The organism is Paenibacillus sp. NPDC093718 (assembly GCF_050279985.1).
Classification (GTDB): domain Bacteria; phylum Bacillota; class Bacilli; order Paenibacillales; family Paenibacillaceae; genus Paenibacillus_AQ.
On the sequence record NZ_JBNNUS010000003.1, the window covers coordinates 541,409 to 557,596 of the forward strand.

General features: G+C 50.1%; 14 protein-coding genes. 11 read left to right on the forward strand and 3 right to left on the reverse strand.

Annotation, left to right across the window (positions count from 1 at the left end):
* Positions 1-94: 94 nt before the first annotated feature.
* Entirely contained in the window at positions 95-1,159 is a 1,065-nt protein-coding gene (locus ACQKPA_RS12310; RefSeq protein ID WP_427492539.1) for an FAD:protein FMN transferase, read from the forward strand.
* A gap of 22 nt (positions 1,160-1,181) precedes the next feature.
* The gene (locus ACQKPA_RS12315; RefSeq protein ID WP_427492541.1) at positions 1,182-1,931 is read left to right on the forward strand and encodes a Crp/Fnr family transcriptional regulator; all 750 of its coding nucleotides are present in this window, start codon (positions 1,182-1,184) and stop codon (positions 1,929-1,931) included.
* Between the two features lie 114 nt (positions 1,932-2,045).
* Here the strand turns inward: ACQKPA_RS12315 and ACQKPA_RS12320 are convergent, their stop codons facing one another.
* A complete protein-coding gene (locus ACQKPA_RS12320) occupies positions 2,046-2,507 on the reverse strand; it encodes a hypothetical protein (protein WP_427492543.1) in 462 nt (153 codons plus the stop codon).
* Between the two features lie 395 nt (positions 2,508-2,902).
* Here ACQKPA_RS12320 and ACQKPA_RS12325 point away from each other — a divergent pair, with 395 nt between their 5' ends.
* The 4 genes from ACQKPA_RS12325 to ACQKPA_RS12340 all read left to right on the forward strand — a co-directional run bounded on the left by ACQKPA_RS12325 (position 2,903) and on the right by ACQKPA_RS12340 (position 8,801).
* Entirely contained in the window at positions 2,903-5,707 is a 2,805-nt protein-coding gene (locus ACQKPA_RS12325; RefSeq protein WP_427492545.1) for a glycoside hydrolase family 3 C-terminal domain-containing protein, read from the forward strand.
* A gap of 266 nt (positions 5,708-5,973) precedes the next feature.
* Positions 5,974-6,507 carry an RNA polymerase sigma factor gene (locus tag ACQKPA_RS12330; protein ID WP_427492547.1) on the forward strand — a complete coding sequence of 178 codons (534 nt, stop codon included), beginning with the start codon at positions 5,974-5,976 and terminating at the stop codon, positions 6,505-6,507.
* Entirely contained in the window at positions 6,494-8,137 is a 1,644-nt protein-coding gene (locus tag ACQKPA_RS12335) for a DUF4179 domain-containing protein (protein ID WP_427492549.1), read from the forward strand. Before ACQKPA_RS12330 ends, ACQKPA_RS12335 begins: the two co-directional genes overlap by 14 nt.
* 217 nt (positions 8,138-8,354) lie before the next feature.
* Positions 8,355-8,801 (forward strand): carboxymuconolactone decarboxylase family protein, encoded by a 447-nt coding sequence (locus ACQKPA_RS12340; RefSeq protein ID WP_427492551.1) that lies wholly within the window; start codon positions 8,355-8,357, stop codon positions 8,799-8,801.
* On the opposite strand, the gene ACQKPA_RS12345 is transcribed toward ACQKPA_RS12340, so the two are convergent.
* Positions 8,770-9,669, reverse strand: a complete 900-nt coding sequence (locus ACQKPA_RS12345) for a sigma-70 family RNA polymerase sigma factor (RefSeq protein ID WP_427492553.1) — start codon at positions 9,667-9,669, stop codon at positions 8,770-8,772. The genes ACQKPA_RS12340 and ACQKPA_RS12345 overlap by 32 nt on opposite strands.
* 408 nt (positions 9,670-10,077) lie before the next feature.
* Here ACQKPA_RS12345 and ACQKPA_RS12350 point away from each other — a divergent pair, with 408 nt between their 5' ends.
* From ACQKPA_RS12350 to ACQKPA_RS12360, 3 genes are read left to right on the forward strand one after another with little or no spacing between them, the layout of a single operon-like run.
* Positions 10,078-10,953 carry a GGDEF domain-containing protein gene (locus ACQKPA_RS12350; RefSeq protein WP_427492555.1) on the forward strand — a complete coding sequence of 292 codons (876 nt, stop codon included), beginning with the start codon at positions 10,078-10,080 and terminating at the stop codon, positions 10,951-10,953.
* Positions 10,954-10,998: 45 nt separating this feature from the next.
* Positions 10,999-11,142 (forward strand): hypothetical protein, encoded by a 144-nt coding sequence (locus ACQKPA_RS12355; protein WP_213646286.1) that lies wholly within the window; start codon positions 10,999-11,001, stop codon positions 11,140-11,142.
* The gene (locus tag ACQKPA_RS12360; protein ID WP_427492558.1) at positions 11,135-12,430 is read left to right on the forward strand and encodes a glycosyltransferase family 2 protein; all 1,296 of its coding nucleotides are present in this window, start codon (positions 11,135-11,137) and stop codon (positions 12,428-12,430) included. The genes ACQKPA_RS12355 and ACQKPA_RS12360 overlap by 8 nt, the downstream gene beginning before the upstream one ends.
* A 121-nt stretch (positions 12,431-12,551) precedes the next feature.
* Here the strand turns inward: ACQKPA_RS12360 and ACQKPA_RS12365 are convergent, their stop codons facing one another.
* Entirely contained in the window at positions 12,552-12,779 is a 228-nt protein-coding gene (locus tag ACQKPA_RS12365) for a DUF896 domain-containing protein (protein ID WP_427492560.1), read from the reverse strand.
* A 330-nt stretch (positions 12,780-13,109) separates the two neighbouring features.
* Between ACQKPA_RS12365 and ACQKPA_RS12370 the strand changes: the two genes are divergently transcribed.
* The gene (locus tag ACQKPA_RS12370; protein WP_427492562.1) at positions 13,110-14,465 is read left to right on the forward strand and encodes a sodium-dependent transporter; all 1,356 of its coding nucleotides are present in this window, start codon (positions 13,110-13,112) and stop codon (positions 14,463-14,465) included.
* The gene (locus ACQKPA_RS12375; protein ID WP_427492564.1) at positions 14,381-15,793 is read left to right on the forward strand and encodes a glycosyltransferase family 2 protein; all 1,413 of its coding nucleotides are present in this window, start codon (positions 14,381-14,383) and stop codon (positions 15,791-15,793) included. The genes ACQKPA_RS12370 and ACQKPA_RS12375 overlap by 85 nt, the downstream gene beginning before the upstream one ends.
* Positions 15,794-16,188 lie beyond the last annotated feature (395 nt).

Sequence of the window (16,188 nt, forward strand, 5' to 3'; positions counted from 1 at the left end):
TTTCTCACATTCAGCAAGGTACGGGTCTGATACGCTGGGATCAAAGGAACTCGATTTAGAACAGCACCAGAACTGAAAAAGAGGAGGCACTGTCATGTATAGGAAGCTTCTTTCCTACAGCAGCCTGTTGATCATGCTCACCCTGTTGATGACGGGATCGATTGGCTGCACAAACAAAGCAGATCAGAAGGTAGCCGCCAGTAACGAACCGGCAACCGAACGTTACTTTATATTCGATACCATTGTAAGTCTCCGCGTTTACGATGAACGGATGACGTCCCAGCATTTCGATGAGGTAGGCGTACTGCTGGAGCGGATTGACCAACGCATGAACCGGCAGCTGGCGGACAGCGAGATCGATCGGGTCAATCAAGCGGCGGGCAAGTCCGAAGTGAGCGTATCCGAGGAAACCTTCAAGGTTGTCCAAACCGCCATCGATTACGCAGCGGCTTCCGGTGGACATTTCGAACCGACCGTAGGCCCGCTGGTGGACCTCTGGGGAATCGGGGGCGAACACCCCGCTGTGCCGAAAGAGGACGAGCTGACAGCCGCCATGCAGCGAATGAACTACAAGGATGTCATTTTGAATCCGGCATCGCACGCCATCCAACTGAAGAGGGAAGGCATGTCGCTGGATCTGGGGGCCATCGCCAAAGGGTATGCTGCGGACGTCATCGCGGAATATTTGCAGCAGCAGGATTTCCACTCGGCCATCATCGACCTCGGGGGCAATATCCTTGCCATGGGTGCTAAACCGGACGGATCGCCATGGAATATCGGTATCCAGGACCCCGGGAAAGATCGCGGGCAGTCCCTGGGTACGCTTGAAGTCGTCAATAAGACCATCGTGACCTCCGGCGTGTACGAACGTTTCTTTGAAACAGAGGGGAAGGTGTACCACCATATCCTGAGCCCTTTCACCGGTTATCCGGTCGATAATGACCTGCTCAGCGTTACCATTGTGACCGACACATCCATGGACGCTGACGCCATGTCGACTTCCGTCTTCTCGCTTGGACTAACGGAAGGACGGAAACTGGTAGAGAGCCGCGGCGATGCCGAAGCTATTTTCGTCACCACCGATCATCAAATCTATCTCACCTCAGGTCTGACCCATACATTTAAACTGGCCAATGGCGATTACCAGCTTGCCGAATAAACTTATGGAAGGAGAAGATGGTATGAAACAGAATCATGCTGTAAGTTCCGATGCATGGAATGGAGGGCTGTTTCCAGCAGGCACTTCCTGCGTCTATTCACAACCGCATCTCGCTCTGATCCGGGAATTGGCTGAGCCTGTCCGTTTGTTTGCCGGCGATTATCTATACCAGGAGAACGATCCTGCAGACCGGCTGTACTTTGTAAACCGCGGAAGCTTGAAGGTATCCAAGCTGCTGGAAGGCGGATTGTCGGCCACCTTATCGCTTCACATTCCCGGCGATCTGTTCGGTGAACCCGATCCGTTCGGACGAGCCGTTCATCAATTCGAAGCCAAAGCCTTGGAGGATAGTGAAGTCGGAATTGTGCCGCAGGCCGAACTGGATAAAGTCATCCGCACCAACGGTGACTTTGCCGTGGAATATATGGGCTGGATGGCACTCATGCAGCGAACCGCTCAAAGCAAATTACGCGACCTGCTGCTGCATGGTAAATCCGGCGCCCTGTGCTCTCTGCTCCTGCGGCTGTACAATATGTACGGGACGAGCGGGACAAACAAGGAAGCACGAGCCATCATCGGCAAGCGGATTACGAATCTGGAAATGGCGGAGATGATTGGTTCTACCCGTGAAAGCGTTAACCGGATATTGAACGAGCTTAAGGATCTTGGCGTCATTTCTACCGAACGGGGACGCATCGTTCTCAATGATCCCGACTATTTAAGGAATATTTGCCACTGCGAGGACTGTCCCAGAGAGATTTGCCGAATGTAACGGACGAAAGAGAAGAAACCTCTCACGAAGAAACGAAAGGCGCTTAAGCATCCCTTTTCATCAGAGAGGTTTCATATTTCCTGCGTTCATTCCGCGGTTCATCTTTTTCAGCTTCTAAGTTACAGGCATTCTAACAGCTTTTTCAAAAAGCCATGTAGATAGCTGATCAAAAACCTCCTTTTCCCTATCAACCATCTTATACATTTTCTTTCCTTCCCTTAAAACATAGCCCCCTTGATTCATATCCAAAAAATAATCATTCATTTCTCCGTCACGATCACGGTAAAAGATAATGAATGCAAACGTAGGACCCCCATCATTTCTTATGTTCCTGCTGAAAAACGATCTCGGCGATCTTGTATACGAAACGGAATCCAAAATGCTCATTAATTGGTTAAGCTCTTCATTTTTGTCCCCGAATTCGATGAGGTAAGGTGTCATGTTAGTTCCTTTCAGGTAAAGAAAAGAGATTTTTTCTATTTTAGCAGAATGGGCAATGACGCTTTTAGAAGGCAATCGAACAGAATAATAGATAATCGCCATAGTAACTGCTAGGAGCACCACTGCTATGGCCATTATGATTTTCTTTTCTCTTGGAATAAAATCAACCCCTCCCCTTCGCTTCCTCCATTCATTTCATTCATTAATCTAAACGCTTAATCTAATGACTGGGTTACACAAGGTACAGGGCGATTCTCGGCAGCCGTTCATCCTCCAGCTTCCTGGAGCCCTTCCCACTCATCAAACACCAGGTTACCGGCTGAGGCGCGAAGGCGATGAGATGTCAAACCAGCTGTCCGAAGGAATCGAAATTTTCACATGAAAACTGTGCTAATTCTCGGTGTATTACGTCTCCGCTTTGCACGCTATGATGGAGTTGGTTTAATGGTTTTAAGAGAAGCACGAACTTACCGCATGTATAACTGAGAGCGTTTCCATTCCAACTATGCATAGAAATGAGGTTTTGCTCCATGAAATATCCATTCCAGAATCCGGATCTTCCGCTGGAAGAACGGGTTAACGATCTTGTATCCCGATTGACCTTGGACGAGAAAATCGAATTAATGTGCCAATACCAGGCGGAAATCCCCCGCCTCGGTGTGCAAAAATATAAACATGGCACCGAAGGCGCTCACGGCGTGGCATGGCTTGGCGAAGCGACCGTGTTCCCGCAAAATACCGGGCTTGCGTGCACCTGGAATCCCGAGCTAATGCGGGAGATCGGATCCGTCATCGCGGAGGAAGCCCGCGTCTATTACCAGCGCGACCGGGCCATCAACGGACTGACCATCTGGGCGCCTACGGTGGATTTGGAACGCGACCCTCGCTGGGGACGCACGGAAGAAGCCTACGGGGAAGACCCGCATCTGACCGGGGAACTCGCCACCGAGCTTGTGAAGGGCATGCAGGGAGACCATCCCTTCTACTATAAAACCGTAGCTACCCTAAAACACTTCTACGGCAATAACAACGAAGTTGACCGCGGCAGCGCCTCGGTAAGCATCGATCCGAGAAACAAGCGCGAGTATTATCTGAAAGCTTTCGAGGCACCGTTCCGGGAAGGGAAAGCCGGTTCCATGATGACCGCGTATAACGGCATCAACGGCACGCCGTGCAACCTGAACCATGAAGTAAACGATATCGTCAAACAGGAATGGGGCATGGACGGATTCGTGGTTGGAGACGCCGGTGACGTTTTGGGCACCGTTATGGACCATCATTATGTCTCTTCCTATGCAGAGGCCGTTGCCGGCTCCGTTAAAGCCGGAATCGACAGTATCACCGACGACCAGGACATCTCCTTCCGCGCGCTCCGTGACGCATTGGAGCAAGGGTTATTGGAAGAGCAGGATCTCGATCATGCCATCCGCAATTCCTTCCGTGTCCGGTTCCGTCTCGGCGAGTTCGATCCGGTAGAACGGAATCCTTACAGCCATGTTCCGGAGTCGAAGCTCTGCGCGTCCGAGCATGCCGAACTATCTCTGCGAGCTGCCCGGGAATCGATTGTGCTGCTGAAAAACGACGGATTGCTGCCCCTTCAGCGTGATCATTTGAAATCCGCTGCTGTCATCGGCCCCCTGGCTAACGAAGCATTTACGGATTGGTACAGCGGCACGCCTCCATACCGGATTACGCCGCTTCAGGGCGTGCAGGAGAAAATGGGGGACCGCAGCGTCCATTTTCATACGGGATTAGACCAGGTACGTCTTCGTTCTGCTGTTAGCGGCCAATATGCAGCCCTATCTTCGGAAGAGGATGGCGGGCTGTTTGCAAGCACGGCTGAGCCCTCCGAAGCAGCGGTGTTCGAGCGGAACGATTGGGGCTGGGGCTCCGTCACGCTCCGGCTCGCCAGCAGCGGCAAATTCGTAACCGAAACCGAGACGGGACTGCACGCAACGGCTGACGAGGCTCGCGGCTGGTTCGTGAAAGAGGCATTCAGCTTTGAGGCGTTACCGGATGGAAGCTTTATGATGAAGAATTGGGAAGGCAAACCGATCCTGCTGGATGAGCATGGACGGCTTGTCGTTGGCGGCATCGAGGATACGGGAACGCCATTTGCCATCGAGACGGTTCAGGACGGCATCGCCGAAGCCGTCGCGGCGGCAGCATCGGCTGAAACCGCCCTGGTATTCGTGGGGAACAGTCCGTTCATTAACGGCAAGGAAACGATTGACCGTCCCGACATCACCCTCCCGCCCGCCCAGCAAGCCTTAATTCAAGCGGTGTATGAAGCCAATCCCAATACAGTGGTTGTCATTATCGGCGGGTATCCGTTCGCCGTGAACTGGGAACAGGAGCATGTGCCATCCATCCTCTTTACGTCTCACGCCGGACAGGAGCTGGGCCATGCGATAGCCGACGTTCTGTATGGAGATTATAATCCGGGCGGCCGCTTAAACATGACGTGGTATAAGTCGACCGAACAGCTTCCGGACCTTATGGATTACGACATCATCAAGGGGAAACGGACCTATCAATATTTCGACGGGGATGTGCTGTATCCGTTCGGTCATGGTCTCAGCTATTCCCGCTTCCATTACAGCGGTCTGTCGCTAAGCCAGGCGGAAATCACGGCTGAAGGCAGCGTAACCGTCACCGTTGCCGTGAGGAATGAGAGCCAGCTGGCCGGGGATGAGGTGGTTCAGCTGTATGTGAAGGCTGACTCCTCCCGCGTCATCCGTCCTCTCAAATCGTTGAAAGGCTTCCGTCGCATCCATCTGTCCCCGGGCGCTTCGGAAAACGTAAGCTTTGAGCTCAATGCGGAGGATCTGGCTTTCTGGGATGTCACCCGGGATCGCTATTGCGTTGAAAAGGGGACCTATACGCTCATGGCTGGACCGTCCTCCAGCCAATTGCCGGTCACCGCAGCCCTTCAAGTGGAAGGAGAGACAATCCCTCCACGCACGCTGCGCGAGCCAGTTCGAGCGGTGAATTATGACGATTACCAGGGTGTCTTCCTGGATGAATGCCGTGAAGGCGGCGAAAGCATTCGTTTAACCAGCGAAACGGGATGGATCGCTTTCCATGACGCGGATCTCGGCGATTCCCCGGCAATGTTCGAGGCCAGGGTGAGCGGGCATATTAAGGGCGGCGAAATCGTCATTACGACCGGCAGCCCGGATGGTCCTGCAGCCGGATGCTGCAAGGTTCTGCCGACCGGAGGACGCCAAGCCTGGACGACGGTTCAGGCCGAACTGACAGGATTAACAGGACGGGCTGACGTCTTCCTCATCATGAAAGGCGAAGTGCAAATCAGCTGGTTCCGCATAGCTTAAGCCAAAGCGATAACCCCCTATAAGCAAGTGCCTAATCGTTAGGCTCCAATTGAGCCTGTCAGCGGCTTCTAATCTTACAAAGATATCTAGAACATCTGCCCTTCGTTTTATACGGTGAGCAGATGTTCTTTTTTGTTAGAATGAAATCAATTAACCGTTACGGAGACGGACTCAGACCTTCGCTGATTACGGCAGCAAAAAAAGATGAACCCTTTCCAAGGGTCATTTGTTTATTAGACATAACGCAAAGAAAGGAGTGCCTTGGATTGACGGAACGCGAGTTATTCGATTCTTACAACAAGGATGTGTACCGTACCTGCTACTACATGCTGCGGAACGCGCAAGATGCGGAAGATCTCTGCCACGACGTATTCGTCACCGTATTTCGTCAGGATTGGAGAAGCGTTGAGCATACACGCGCCTGGATCATGCGCATCGCGATGAATCATTGCTTGAACTTGCTTAGAAGGAATCAGACCCAGCGTGACAAGCAAAGCCAGGTCGAGTGGCTCCACGAGCAGACCACGGCATCGGTTAAATCCGTAGACACCATCGTATTGGAAAAAGCAGTGGCGGCGGAATGGGAGAAACTGCTGCGGCAGCTGCCGGAGAAGCACATGGCCGTTGTGACGCTCCGCTATATCGGCGAGCTGTCGATGACGGAAATTGCCGAAACGTTGAAGATCCCTGTAGGGACGGTTAAATCAAGGCTTCACAAAGCATTGAAAATCATGCGAAAAAAGCTCGAACAGAATAACGGCTTTTGGCTGAAGGGAGAGAAACAATTTGGAACGTTTTGAGAACAATCTGAAGGACCAGATGAAAACAGCGAATAACGTGTCTTATCCTGATTTTGACCGCATGTGGAGCAGCATCCAGCAGAACGAATTGAAGGTTGCCGGGGGTGAATCGGTTCCGCTTCGTCCGCGCAGACGAAAACGGATTGCGATCATCACGGGAATATCCGTCGCCTTGATGGCAACGCCGGTCTATGCAGCATTGAATTATGATTGGTCCAACCTTCTATCTTACAGGGCTGGTATCCAGTCCGCATTGGAGCAGGGGCTTGGCCAGACGATTGAACAATCCGTTACGAGGGACGGCATTACCTTAACGGTGCACACGGCGTTTATCGATGAGAACCGGACCTTCCTGCTCTACAGTCTGGATCCAGGCTCAACACGAGCTAGCGAACAAGTAGCCTTTGATCATATTGGGCTTAAAGATAAGGAGGGCCATTCCATCGAGGGCCGTTATTCCCATCAGTGGAATGAGGATGTAGGCGTATTCCAGGGGTATTTTGAGACCGATTGGGTCGCTGAAGGCCAGATGGCGGATGTCGAGTTTATGATGGAGAATATCCATTTTACCGGTGAGGGAAAACAGTCGATCAACTACGACCCACAAGACCCGAATACTCAGGCATTTCCCATTCAGAAGAATGGCATTGACAGCGTGACCCTGCAGTCTTTCGAGCAAGCCGAAGGCGAGGTACTGCTCCGATCGGCCATTACGTTTACGGATCCTGAGATGAAGAGCAGAAGCTGGGTGCGAGTGGAAGCCGTCAATGACAATAAAGAGATCATCAAGGAAACCCGGCCTTCCGTCTTTGGAACTCCGGGATCCTCCGGAGAATACTTAAGTCAGCAAATATTCAAGTCAGACCTTTTGCGTGCAGAAGGCACTGGTTTCCAGCTTGCTTACGATCGCACGCTCGGTACCGCAGAGGGTACTTGGAGCTTAAATATGGCCTTGTCCAAGAAACAAATGGACAACGGCACATTCAAGGAAGCGTTGAATATCCCTGTTGATCAAGTGCCTGGCGGAACGAAGATCCGTGAAATGATCGTGACACCAACCCAGGTCCGGCTGATCCTAACCCATGAAGAGAAACACATCCGTGTTCCTTACATGGACTACCAGCTGGATGTAGGCGGGAAGCTGTTAAGCGGATGGCATGTGCCTGGGCAATCCGACAAGACGGAGCTGCGCTTTGAAATGGCCGGGCTGAAGGCGGCCTCTCTGGCGAACCAACCGGTGTCTCTGATCGCCAAGCACCGCGTCGATGAATATGCCGGAGACAAGAATCCGATCCGCTTGACCGGCATTTCGGCTGAACATCAAAGCTTAACTTCCAGCATTGCAGGTTATCCGATTACATGGACCTATTACCTGAAGGACAACAATCTTTACGTAGAATCCTTAAGCTCCGATCCGACATTCGGCGGCGTCAACCAAACCTATTATCTTGACGGCGAAGACCGAAATTATGGAATGCCGGCCATGATCGGGCTGCTCGGAGATGACAATAATAAACATATGGACGTGTATAAGAATTTTGACAAGACCGAGCTCGAAGTGTACATTTCGAATTATACCACCCATAAGCGAGACGATGTCCTGCGCGTTCCGCTTAAGGCCGGAAAGTAACATATAGAGCGTAATAAACGACAAAGAAACCCCTTGGATGAATATGAACGTTACCCGGGGCGGCGCTTCTGCCAAGAAGCGCCGTTCCTTATTCGGTCTTTCGTTCTCCACCTTATAAGGGTTTCTTTCTTTTTTCCGTTTGAACATGTCACAATTTTGGAAGGTCAACTGTCATATGGGTGAACATCAAAAATCATACCGTAAAGGGGAACTGAACATGGAACTGCGAATGAATTACCGGTCGGCCAATCCCGAAGCCTTCAAAACGCTGCTTGCCCTGGAGCAAGCGGCCCAAAAAAGCGGACTCGATCACAAGCTGTACGAAATCATTAAGCTCCGGGCGTCCCAGATCAACGGCTGCTCCTTCTGCGTGGATATGCATTCCAAGGATCTTCTCTCCATGGGCGAAAGCGTGGATCGCCTCCTCCTTCTGCCGATGTGGCGCGAAGTCCCGATTTATTCCGAAGAGGAACGGGCCGTTATCGAATTAACGGAATACGTGACCAAGCTGTCCGAGGCCGGCGTTCCGGCCGAGGTATACGAGCGCGTGCGCAAGCATTTTGACGAGAAGCAATTCGTCGATCTGGTCATGGCGATCACAACGATCAATGCCTGGAACCGGATCGGCGTCGCTACAGGGCTGTTCCCGGGCTGTTTTGATTAAACAGCTGCAATTTATCCGGATTTACCATAAGAAAAATCCGGCTGATGCAGGATAAGTCGGGTTCCCACTCTACCGTCAGCACCATGGAGACCCTGCCGTCCCGCTTCAGCAATAAGCCGGGCTCTCCGTTTACGGAGACAGGCTCAAAGCCTTCCCGAAACGAGCCTTTGGCAGACAACCCCTCGAAAAATGCACGTACCCGCTCTATACCCCGTATTGGGTTGATGGCTGCCTTTGCTTTGCCGCCGCCATCCGATAGCAGCGTAACCTCTTCCTTCAGGAATGATAACAGCGGCTTAAAATTGCCCATATCGGACGCCCGCAGGAATGCTTCAACGAAGCGTTCCTGCGTTTCGGTCCGGGCGGTTTCTCCATTAGGCCTCACCGTGGCCTGCCCCATTTTCTGCTTGGCACGGCTGAAGGTCTTACGGCAGCTGATCTCCGTCTTTCCAAGCATCTCCGCGATATTATGATATTCCAGACCCAATGTTTCTTTAGCAATATAAATGGCGCGCTCCAGCGGCGTTAATCGTTGAAGCAGCACCAGATAGGCATAACCAATCGTTTCGCGGCGTTCCGCAGGATCGGACCGCGTCAGCATGTCATAGTCCGGCATCGGCTCCGGCAGCCAGGGACCGGTATACGTTTCGCGCTGGCGTCTGGACGATTTCAACAGGTTGATGCAGCGGTTCGTTGTCATTTTGGCCAAATACGCTTTCTCATTCAGCACTTCTCCCCGATCCATCTGCACGAATTGAGAAAAAACATCCTGTACGATGTCCTCCGCATCCGCCGCGCTCCCCAGCATCCGATAGGCCAGGCCGAACATCATCGGTTTGTATTCTGTATAAATTTGATCCAATAACATCAGGCACACCTTCTTACTCTGTATATTTTCGGCATGTACAGCTGCACCTATAAGACAGATGAGCGACACCGTCTGTGACATCAGGACGCATTATAGGGCATACCAGAATCCTTTCTACTGTTGAACTATTCCTAAATACATTCATAACAAGTGGTATGATTAGAGGAGAACTCTTTTCTACCTAGTGTGCCAAAGCCCTCCTTCTACTCTATCCTATATATCCTGATTCCTGAAAGGGTCAGTTGAACAGGAGAATTTCAGGGTCAATGGGCATTACATTCGTGATCCAATATGTAGATTATGATAACATTCGATAAATCTATCGACATTTGGGTAATTTTTAAATACCATATGGAATGGCTTAACTACAGCGATAAAAGGTTGAAGCGTTTAGAAAGTAGGTAAAACATGAAAAAATCCACCCCTTTACGTCGCGTCGAACTCGGTTATTTTCTGCTGATTGCTCTCGCCGTGGTCCAGCAGTTATTCATATTCTGGAACATCTATGTAAACCAAAGTTATACTTTCACGGAATTCTTGTTCAGCGTTGGTACACTAGCCGCCTTATTGATCGGTTTCTTTCTTCCGGTAGGCGTTTCGACGGTTGCCGTTTTTGTGTATCTGGTCACTTACTTCGTATGGTTGTCCACGCTAGCCCCGGTCAATGCACTCACCCTATCCTGGATTCTGCTCCTGCCCGCCAATACCGCCGTTGCCATCTTCATCAAGCTGGCTCTGGTGCGAAGCCGAAGGTTCATCCGGCGTCTCGAGCAATTGAGGAAAACCAACCCGGATATCGATATCGACACCTCGCTTGGCAGCAAGGATGCTTTTGAAAGCACGCTGGTGAAACAAGCCAATCTGGCCAATCGGTATGCGGATCAGTACAGCTTCTGCATCATGATGTTTAAGCTCGATTTTCTCCCCCTGACCAGGGAGTCTGTCGGATCACACCGTTTTGCCAAGCTGATTACGGAACTGTCGAGCACGATTCAGAAGCAGATTCGTTACGAAGACTATAAATTCTCTATTGGAGAAGGACGCTTTATCATTCTGTGCCCGCTCACCAAGCCGGAATATCTCAAAAGCCTTATGGAGCGCATCAAAGTCGCCATGATGAACGTACCCTTCCGTGACAAGAAAGGCATGTCCCTCAAGCTTGTGGTCCGTGCCGGCGGCCTTGTGTTCCAGAAGGAGCAATTCAGCCGATACGAAAATATCGATGACGTCATCTCTGCATTAGAACGGAATACCGAAACCGACCTCATCGGGGAATATATTTAATCAAGTTACGTTGCCACCATCCATCAAAAGGAGGGCTTCCAGCCGATGTCGTATACCAACTGGTTTATCCCTCTGTGCATCGGGGTCAGCATCATGTTCTCCATAGCCATCGTTATTCTAACGATAGCCACCTTAAGCTTCCGTTCAAAAGTTAAACGAAAATACGATCGGGGGAAGTTCAGTGACTGATTTTTTCCTGGTCATCTCCATTATCAGTATATGGATTGCCGTGCTGGAATCGATCATTATTATGGCCGGGGCCATCGTGTTCATTCATAAACAAAACCGGCTTAAGCTGGTGAATCCGAGCAATCTGGAGAATTTCCCCACCGTGACGGTCATGGTGCCCGCGCATAACGAGGAATTGGTCATCCAGGCAACGGTGGAGCACATTCTGCAGATGAATTACCCGCATCACAAAATGCAGGTGATTGTCATCGCTGACAATTGCAAAGATCATACGGCCGAGCGCTTAAGAGCGCTGAAAGCCAATGAACGTTACCTGGACCGCGACTTTCTTATTCTGGAGAGAACCGGAACCGGCGGCAAATCGGGCGCCCTGAACGATGCGCTCAAGCAGGCAACAGGCGAATGGATCTGTGTCTACGACGCGGATGCCGCACCCGAGAAAAATGCGCTGTTATTCCTGACGCAGAAAGCGATGGAGCAGCCCCAACGCTATGGGGCCGTCTTCGGCCGCAACAAGGCTCGGAACCGCGGACAGAATTTTCTGTCCCGCTGCATCAATCTGGAGCTGGTGACCATTCAGCGCGTGCATCATACCGGGTTATGGCAGCTGTTTAAGCTGGGTACCATTCCCGGGACGAACTTTATCGTGAAAACCGCGCTCATTCAGGACATCGGCGGATGGGATGAGCATGCGATCACCGAAGATACCGCGATTTCGTTCGAGATCCTGACAAGAGGGCAGCTGATTGCGCTGGCACCCCAAGCCGAAGCTTATCAGCAAGAGCCCGAGGATCTGAAGGTATACATGAAGCAGCGCGAACGCTGGGCCAAAGGCAACTACAGCGTCGTTACGGATAACATTCATCATTTGTTCGATCGGACAAGCTGGCGGATTAAGCTGCATGTGCTGTATTACGCAGCAAGTTACTTCTGGTTTATGATTGCCATCATCATCTCGGATATTATATTTGTGGCCAATATCGTGTATCAGATCATCGCGCTGTTTAATCCGGCCGTCGTCTCTCCCTTCAGGTTCGAGGGCGATGTCTATATGTATCTCATTATTGCCTGGGCCTTAATGTATTACATCTACGTCCTGCAGGTTAACCTGGCACTTGCAACGGACATCGGCCAAAGCAACACACGCAACTTCATTCTATCCTGCGTGTCGTACTTCACCTACGCCCAGCTGTTCCTCGTCATATCCGTTAAGGCCTTCTACTCCTTGATCGTGGATAAAATCACGGGCAGGGAGTCCAAGTGGTACAAGACGGAGCGGTTTGGATAGAGGAGCCCCCACGTATCTATGTTTAAAATAAAGAAGGGATTACCATGATACATGGCGATCCCTTCTTCTTGTTTCATTATGTTCATCATATTGTGTAAGGGCGTTACACAGTCACGGAAATTTAATTTTCTCTCAGCTTCTTCTGCTCATTACGAAGTTTCTCAGGTGTCACGTCATTTCCGGCGGGATCCACGATGCTTAATCCCGAGAAGGTGCTTAGCACCTGTCCGCGAATTTCACGCAGATAGTCCGTGCGCAAAACTTGCTGTTCGGCTCTTTCCGCGGCAGTGAGCACGCCCTCCCGCTGTTTTTTAGCCAATTCATTAATCCGGGTTAAGCTTTGAATCATGATATCCCTCTTTTCCGTATGATTTTGATTCGTTAATTATCTTAATATAAAGATATATCAATCTAATATATTTGTCAACCCCTGCCAACTTTCATTATCAACAGGCGCATTTGTGATTTTTTCCCTACCCAAAGTCTCTTCATTTCCTTAAAATTGGTGTTTAAGGTTTATTTATTTACAAATCGTGGTTAATGTTAGTATTGAAAACTTGGTGCTCGCAGCATAATACAAATGCAGGTCCTCATCCCTTAGGAAAAATTACTTATGCCTTTCTGGCACAACATGAAATATAATAGAGGAACTTAACTTTAATCAACTGGGGGAACATCTATGAAATCTCAGCTCAACAACCCAGCTTCAACCGGGAAAAATGATCGTTTTTCCTCTGCTGGTTTTATTCTGGCCGCGATCGGGAGTTCTGTCGGCCTCGGAAACATGTGGAAGTTCCCTTACATTACGGGAGAACATGGCGGCGCAGCATTCTTCCTGCTCTTTATCATCTGTCTCATCGTGATCGGTTTGCCCGTCCTCCTGGCGGAGCTTGCCATCGGACGAGCCGGCCGCGGGAGTGCCGCAACTTCCTTCGTTAAAGCGGGCGGACCGAAAGTCTTCGGGCAGCTTGGATTGCTCCAGGTTATTGCTCCGTTTCTCATTCTGACCTTCTATGTCATTGTGGCAGGCTGGACGCTTCATTATGCCGTTATGTCGTTTAGCGGCAATCTGTACAACAATACTGATTTCGGTGGTCAATTTACTACGTTTACGGAAGGCTACATGCCGATCATATGGCAAATTGTCGCTATTGCGATCACAGGATGGGTAGTGGCTAAAGGCATCTCCGGCGGAATCGAAAAATTCAACAAGGTTCTGATTCCAGGCCTGATCATTCTGTTAATTGTGTTAATGATCCGTGCGGTAACCTTGCCAGGGGCCGGAGCAGGCGTATCCTTCTTCTTGAATCCTGACTTCTCGAAGCTGAGCCCGGAAGCGGCGCTGGTCGCGTTGGGACATGCCTTCTTCTCCCTCTCGCTGGGAATGGGGATTCTGTTGACCTACGGCGCTTACGTGGATAAGCGGCAATCTCTGGGTCCGGCAACCCTTGCCATCGGCGCCGGAGACCTGATTTATGCGTTTATTGCCGGACTTATTATATTCCCAACAACCGCTTCCTTCGGGATTGAGCCCAATGCCGGCCCTTCTCTTGTCTTCATTGCCTTGCCGGCTGCCTTCTCGGCCATGCCGCTGGGTGCTTTTTTCGGGGGATTGTTCTTCGTTCTTCTAGCCATCGCCGCATTAACCTCCTCCGTCTCACTGCTGGAGGTCCCAACCTCGTATGTCATGGACCGCTGGAATTGGGGACGCACCAAAGCCGTAGTTGTCATTAGCGCGCTGGTTATGCTGATCGGTCTACCCTCGGCGTTGTCATTCGGCATCGTACCCGGGCTTACCGATATCGGCGGTAAAAACTTCTTCGATTGGCTGGATTTCATCACATCCAATATTCTGCTTCCGGTCGGAGGGCTAATCACCACCCTCTTTGCAGGATACTTTTGGAAGAAGGCGGCAGATGCCGCCGGTCTGAAAGCCGGCTGGTTCCGGGTATGGCTATTCATGCTCCGTTATATCGCACCAGTACTCGTATTTTTGGTGCTGCTTCATACCACAGGAGTGATCAAGTTCGATTAATTGGCAGCCAAGGCAATCTCATCGCCACATGGGGGCGAATGGGGTTGCCTTTTTCAGTAAAAAAGGGGGGGGAGCAAGTAATGAATTTTGAGGATGTGTTGGGTGTTGGATTAACCTTTATTCAATACCTCCTACTGTTCTTCTGGGCATATTGGATGCTTATCAGTCTCTTCGGCTTTGGAAAACCAAAGAGACTGAAAGAACATAAGCCTTTGAAAAGATTTCTTCTGATGATTCCTGCGCACAACGAAGAAGCGGTTATCGGACACCTTGTAGAGAATCTTCATAACATGGACTACCCGAAGGAGCTTTATGAAGTGTGCGTTGTTGCTGATGGATGTAAGGATAAAACAAGTGAAATCGCTGGAAAACTCGGTGCTACCGTTATTGAACATACATACCTGCCAGGAGAGCAAAAAGGGAAACCTTATGGAATCAAATACGCAATTGAGCAGTATGGCGACAGGTTAATCGATGATTTTGACGGTATCGCCTTCTTCGATGCGGACAACCTGGTTTCGTTGAACTACTTAAGGGAAATGAATAACCACTTGTTAAACGGGGATCAATTAATACAATGTTACCTGGATTCCAAGAATCCAGATGACAACTGGGTGACCATAGGTTACTCCGTGAGCTACATTTTCATGAACCGCTCATGGCAGCTTGCCAAGTCCAGATTGGGCTTAGGAAACGCGATCGGTGGAACCGGGTTCTGCGTAGACACGACTCTATTCAAAACCATCGGTTGGACCGCTCGATCCTTAACGGAAGACCTTGAGTTTACTATGCAGTGTTTGCTTGAAGGGGTACCAGCTAAATGGTGTCACTTTGCGCGCGTGTACGATGAAAAGCCGGAGAGTTTTAAATCTTCCTGCATTCAACGTCTCCGATGGGCAAGAGGGCATTGGGATGTCTGCTTCAAATACGCTCACAAATTAATTTGGAGATTCATTAGCAAGCTGGACTTCAAAGCTTTTGATGGTTTCATGTACCTTATTAATCCTGGCAAGATTGTCTTAAGTGCAGCAACAGGCCTCCTTGTTATCATGTCTATGGCTACCGACTTATTAGATGCTCATCATTTGATTCCTTGGCAAGTTTGGATGATGTGCTTGTTATTCCAATTCATTTACGTAGGATACGCACAGTTTCTCGACTCGAAAAATAAAGTAAGCCTCTTTCGGAGCTATGCATACCTGTACTTCTTCAATCTAACATACGTACCCCTGTTCCTTTGGTCACTAATCACGATGAAGAACGTAAATTGGAATCCTACAAAGCATACAAGAGCTATTCATTTGAGCGATATTGAAGTAGAAGAATAGAAATGAAAATACTATGGGTGCGAATGTGAGGCGAACATTGTTGGAGCTAAAGACGAAGGAATCAGAGGGCTTCCGATGAAGTCAGCTGCGACACCCGGCTATGCCGCTTCTCTGCAAGCCCTAGCCGCTTCAATAACAAATCCATATCCAGCTTCGCCTCGTAGAGAGGAGCGTAGTATTGAAGGAATTCGCTAACCTTCAGACGCTCTTGCTGTCGCTTTAAGGTCGATATGCGGAATTATTACACTGCCGGTGTCTTCTGCACATGTAGCTGTACTACGCGCATCTGATATGTTATCCCCCTGGAATGTTGATTCAACAGGCCTATTTTAGTGGAATTATTTTAGACGAAACTATTGTTTAGTTCGGACATTTCGCTAACAGATGCTATTTCC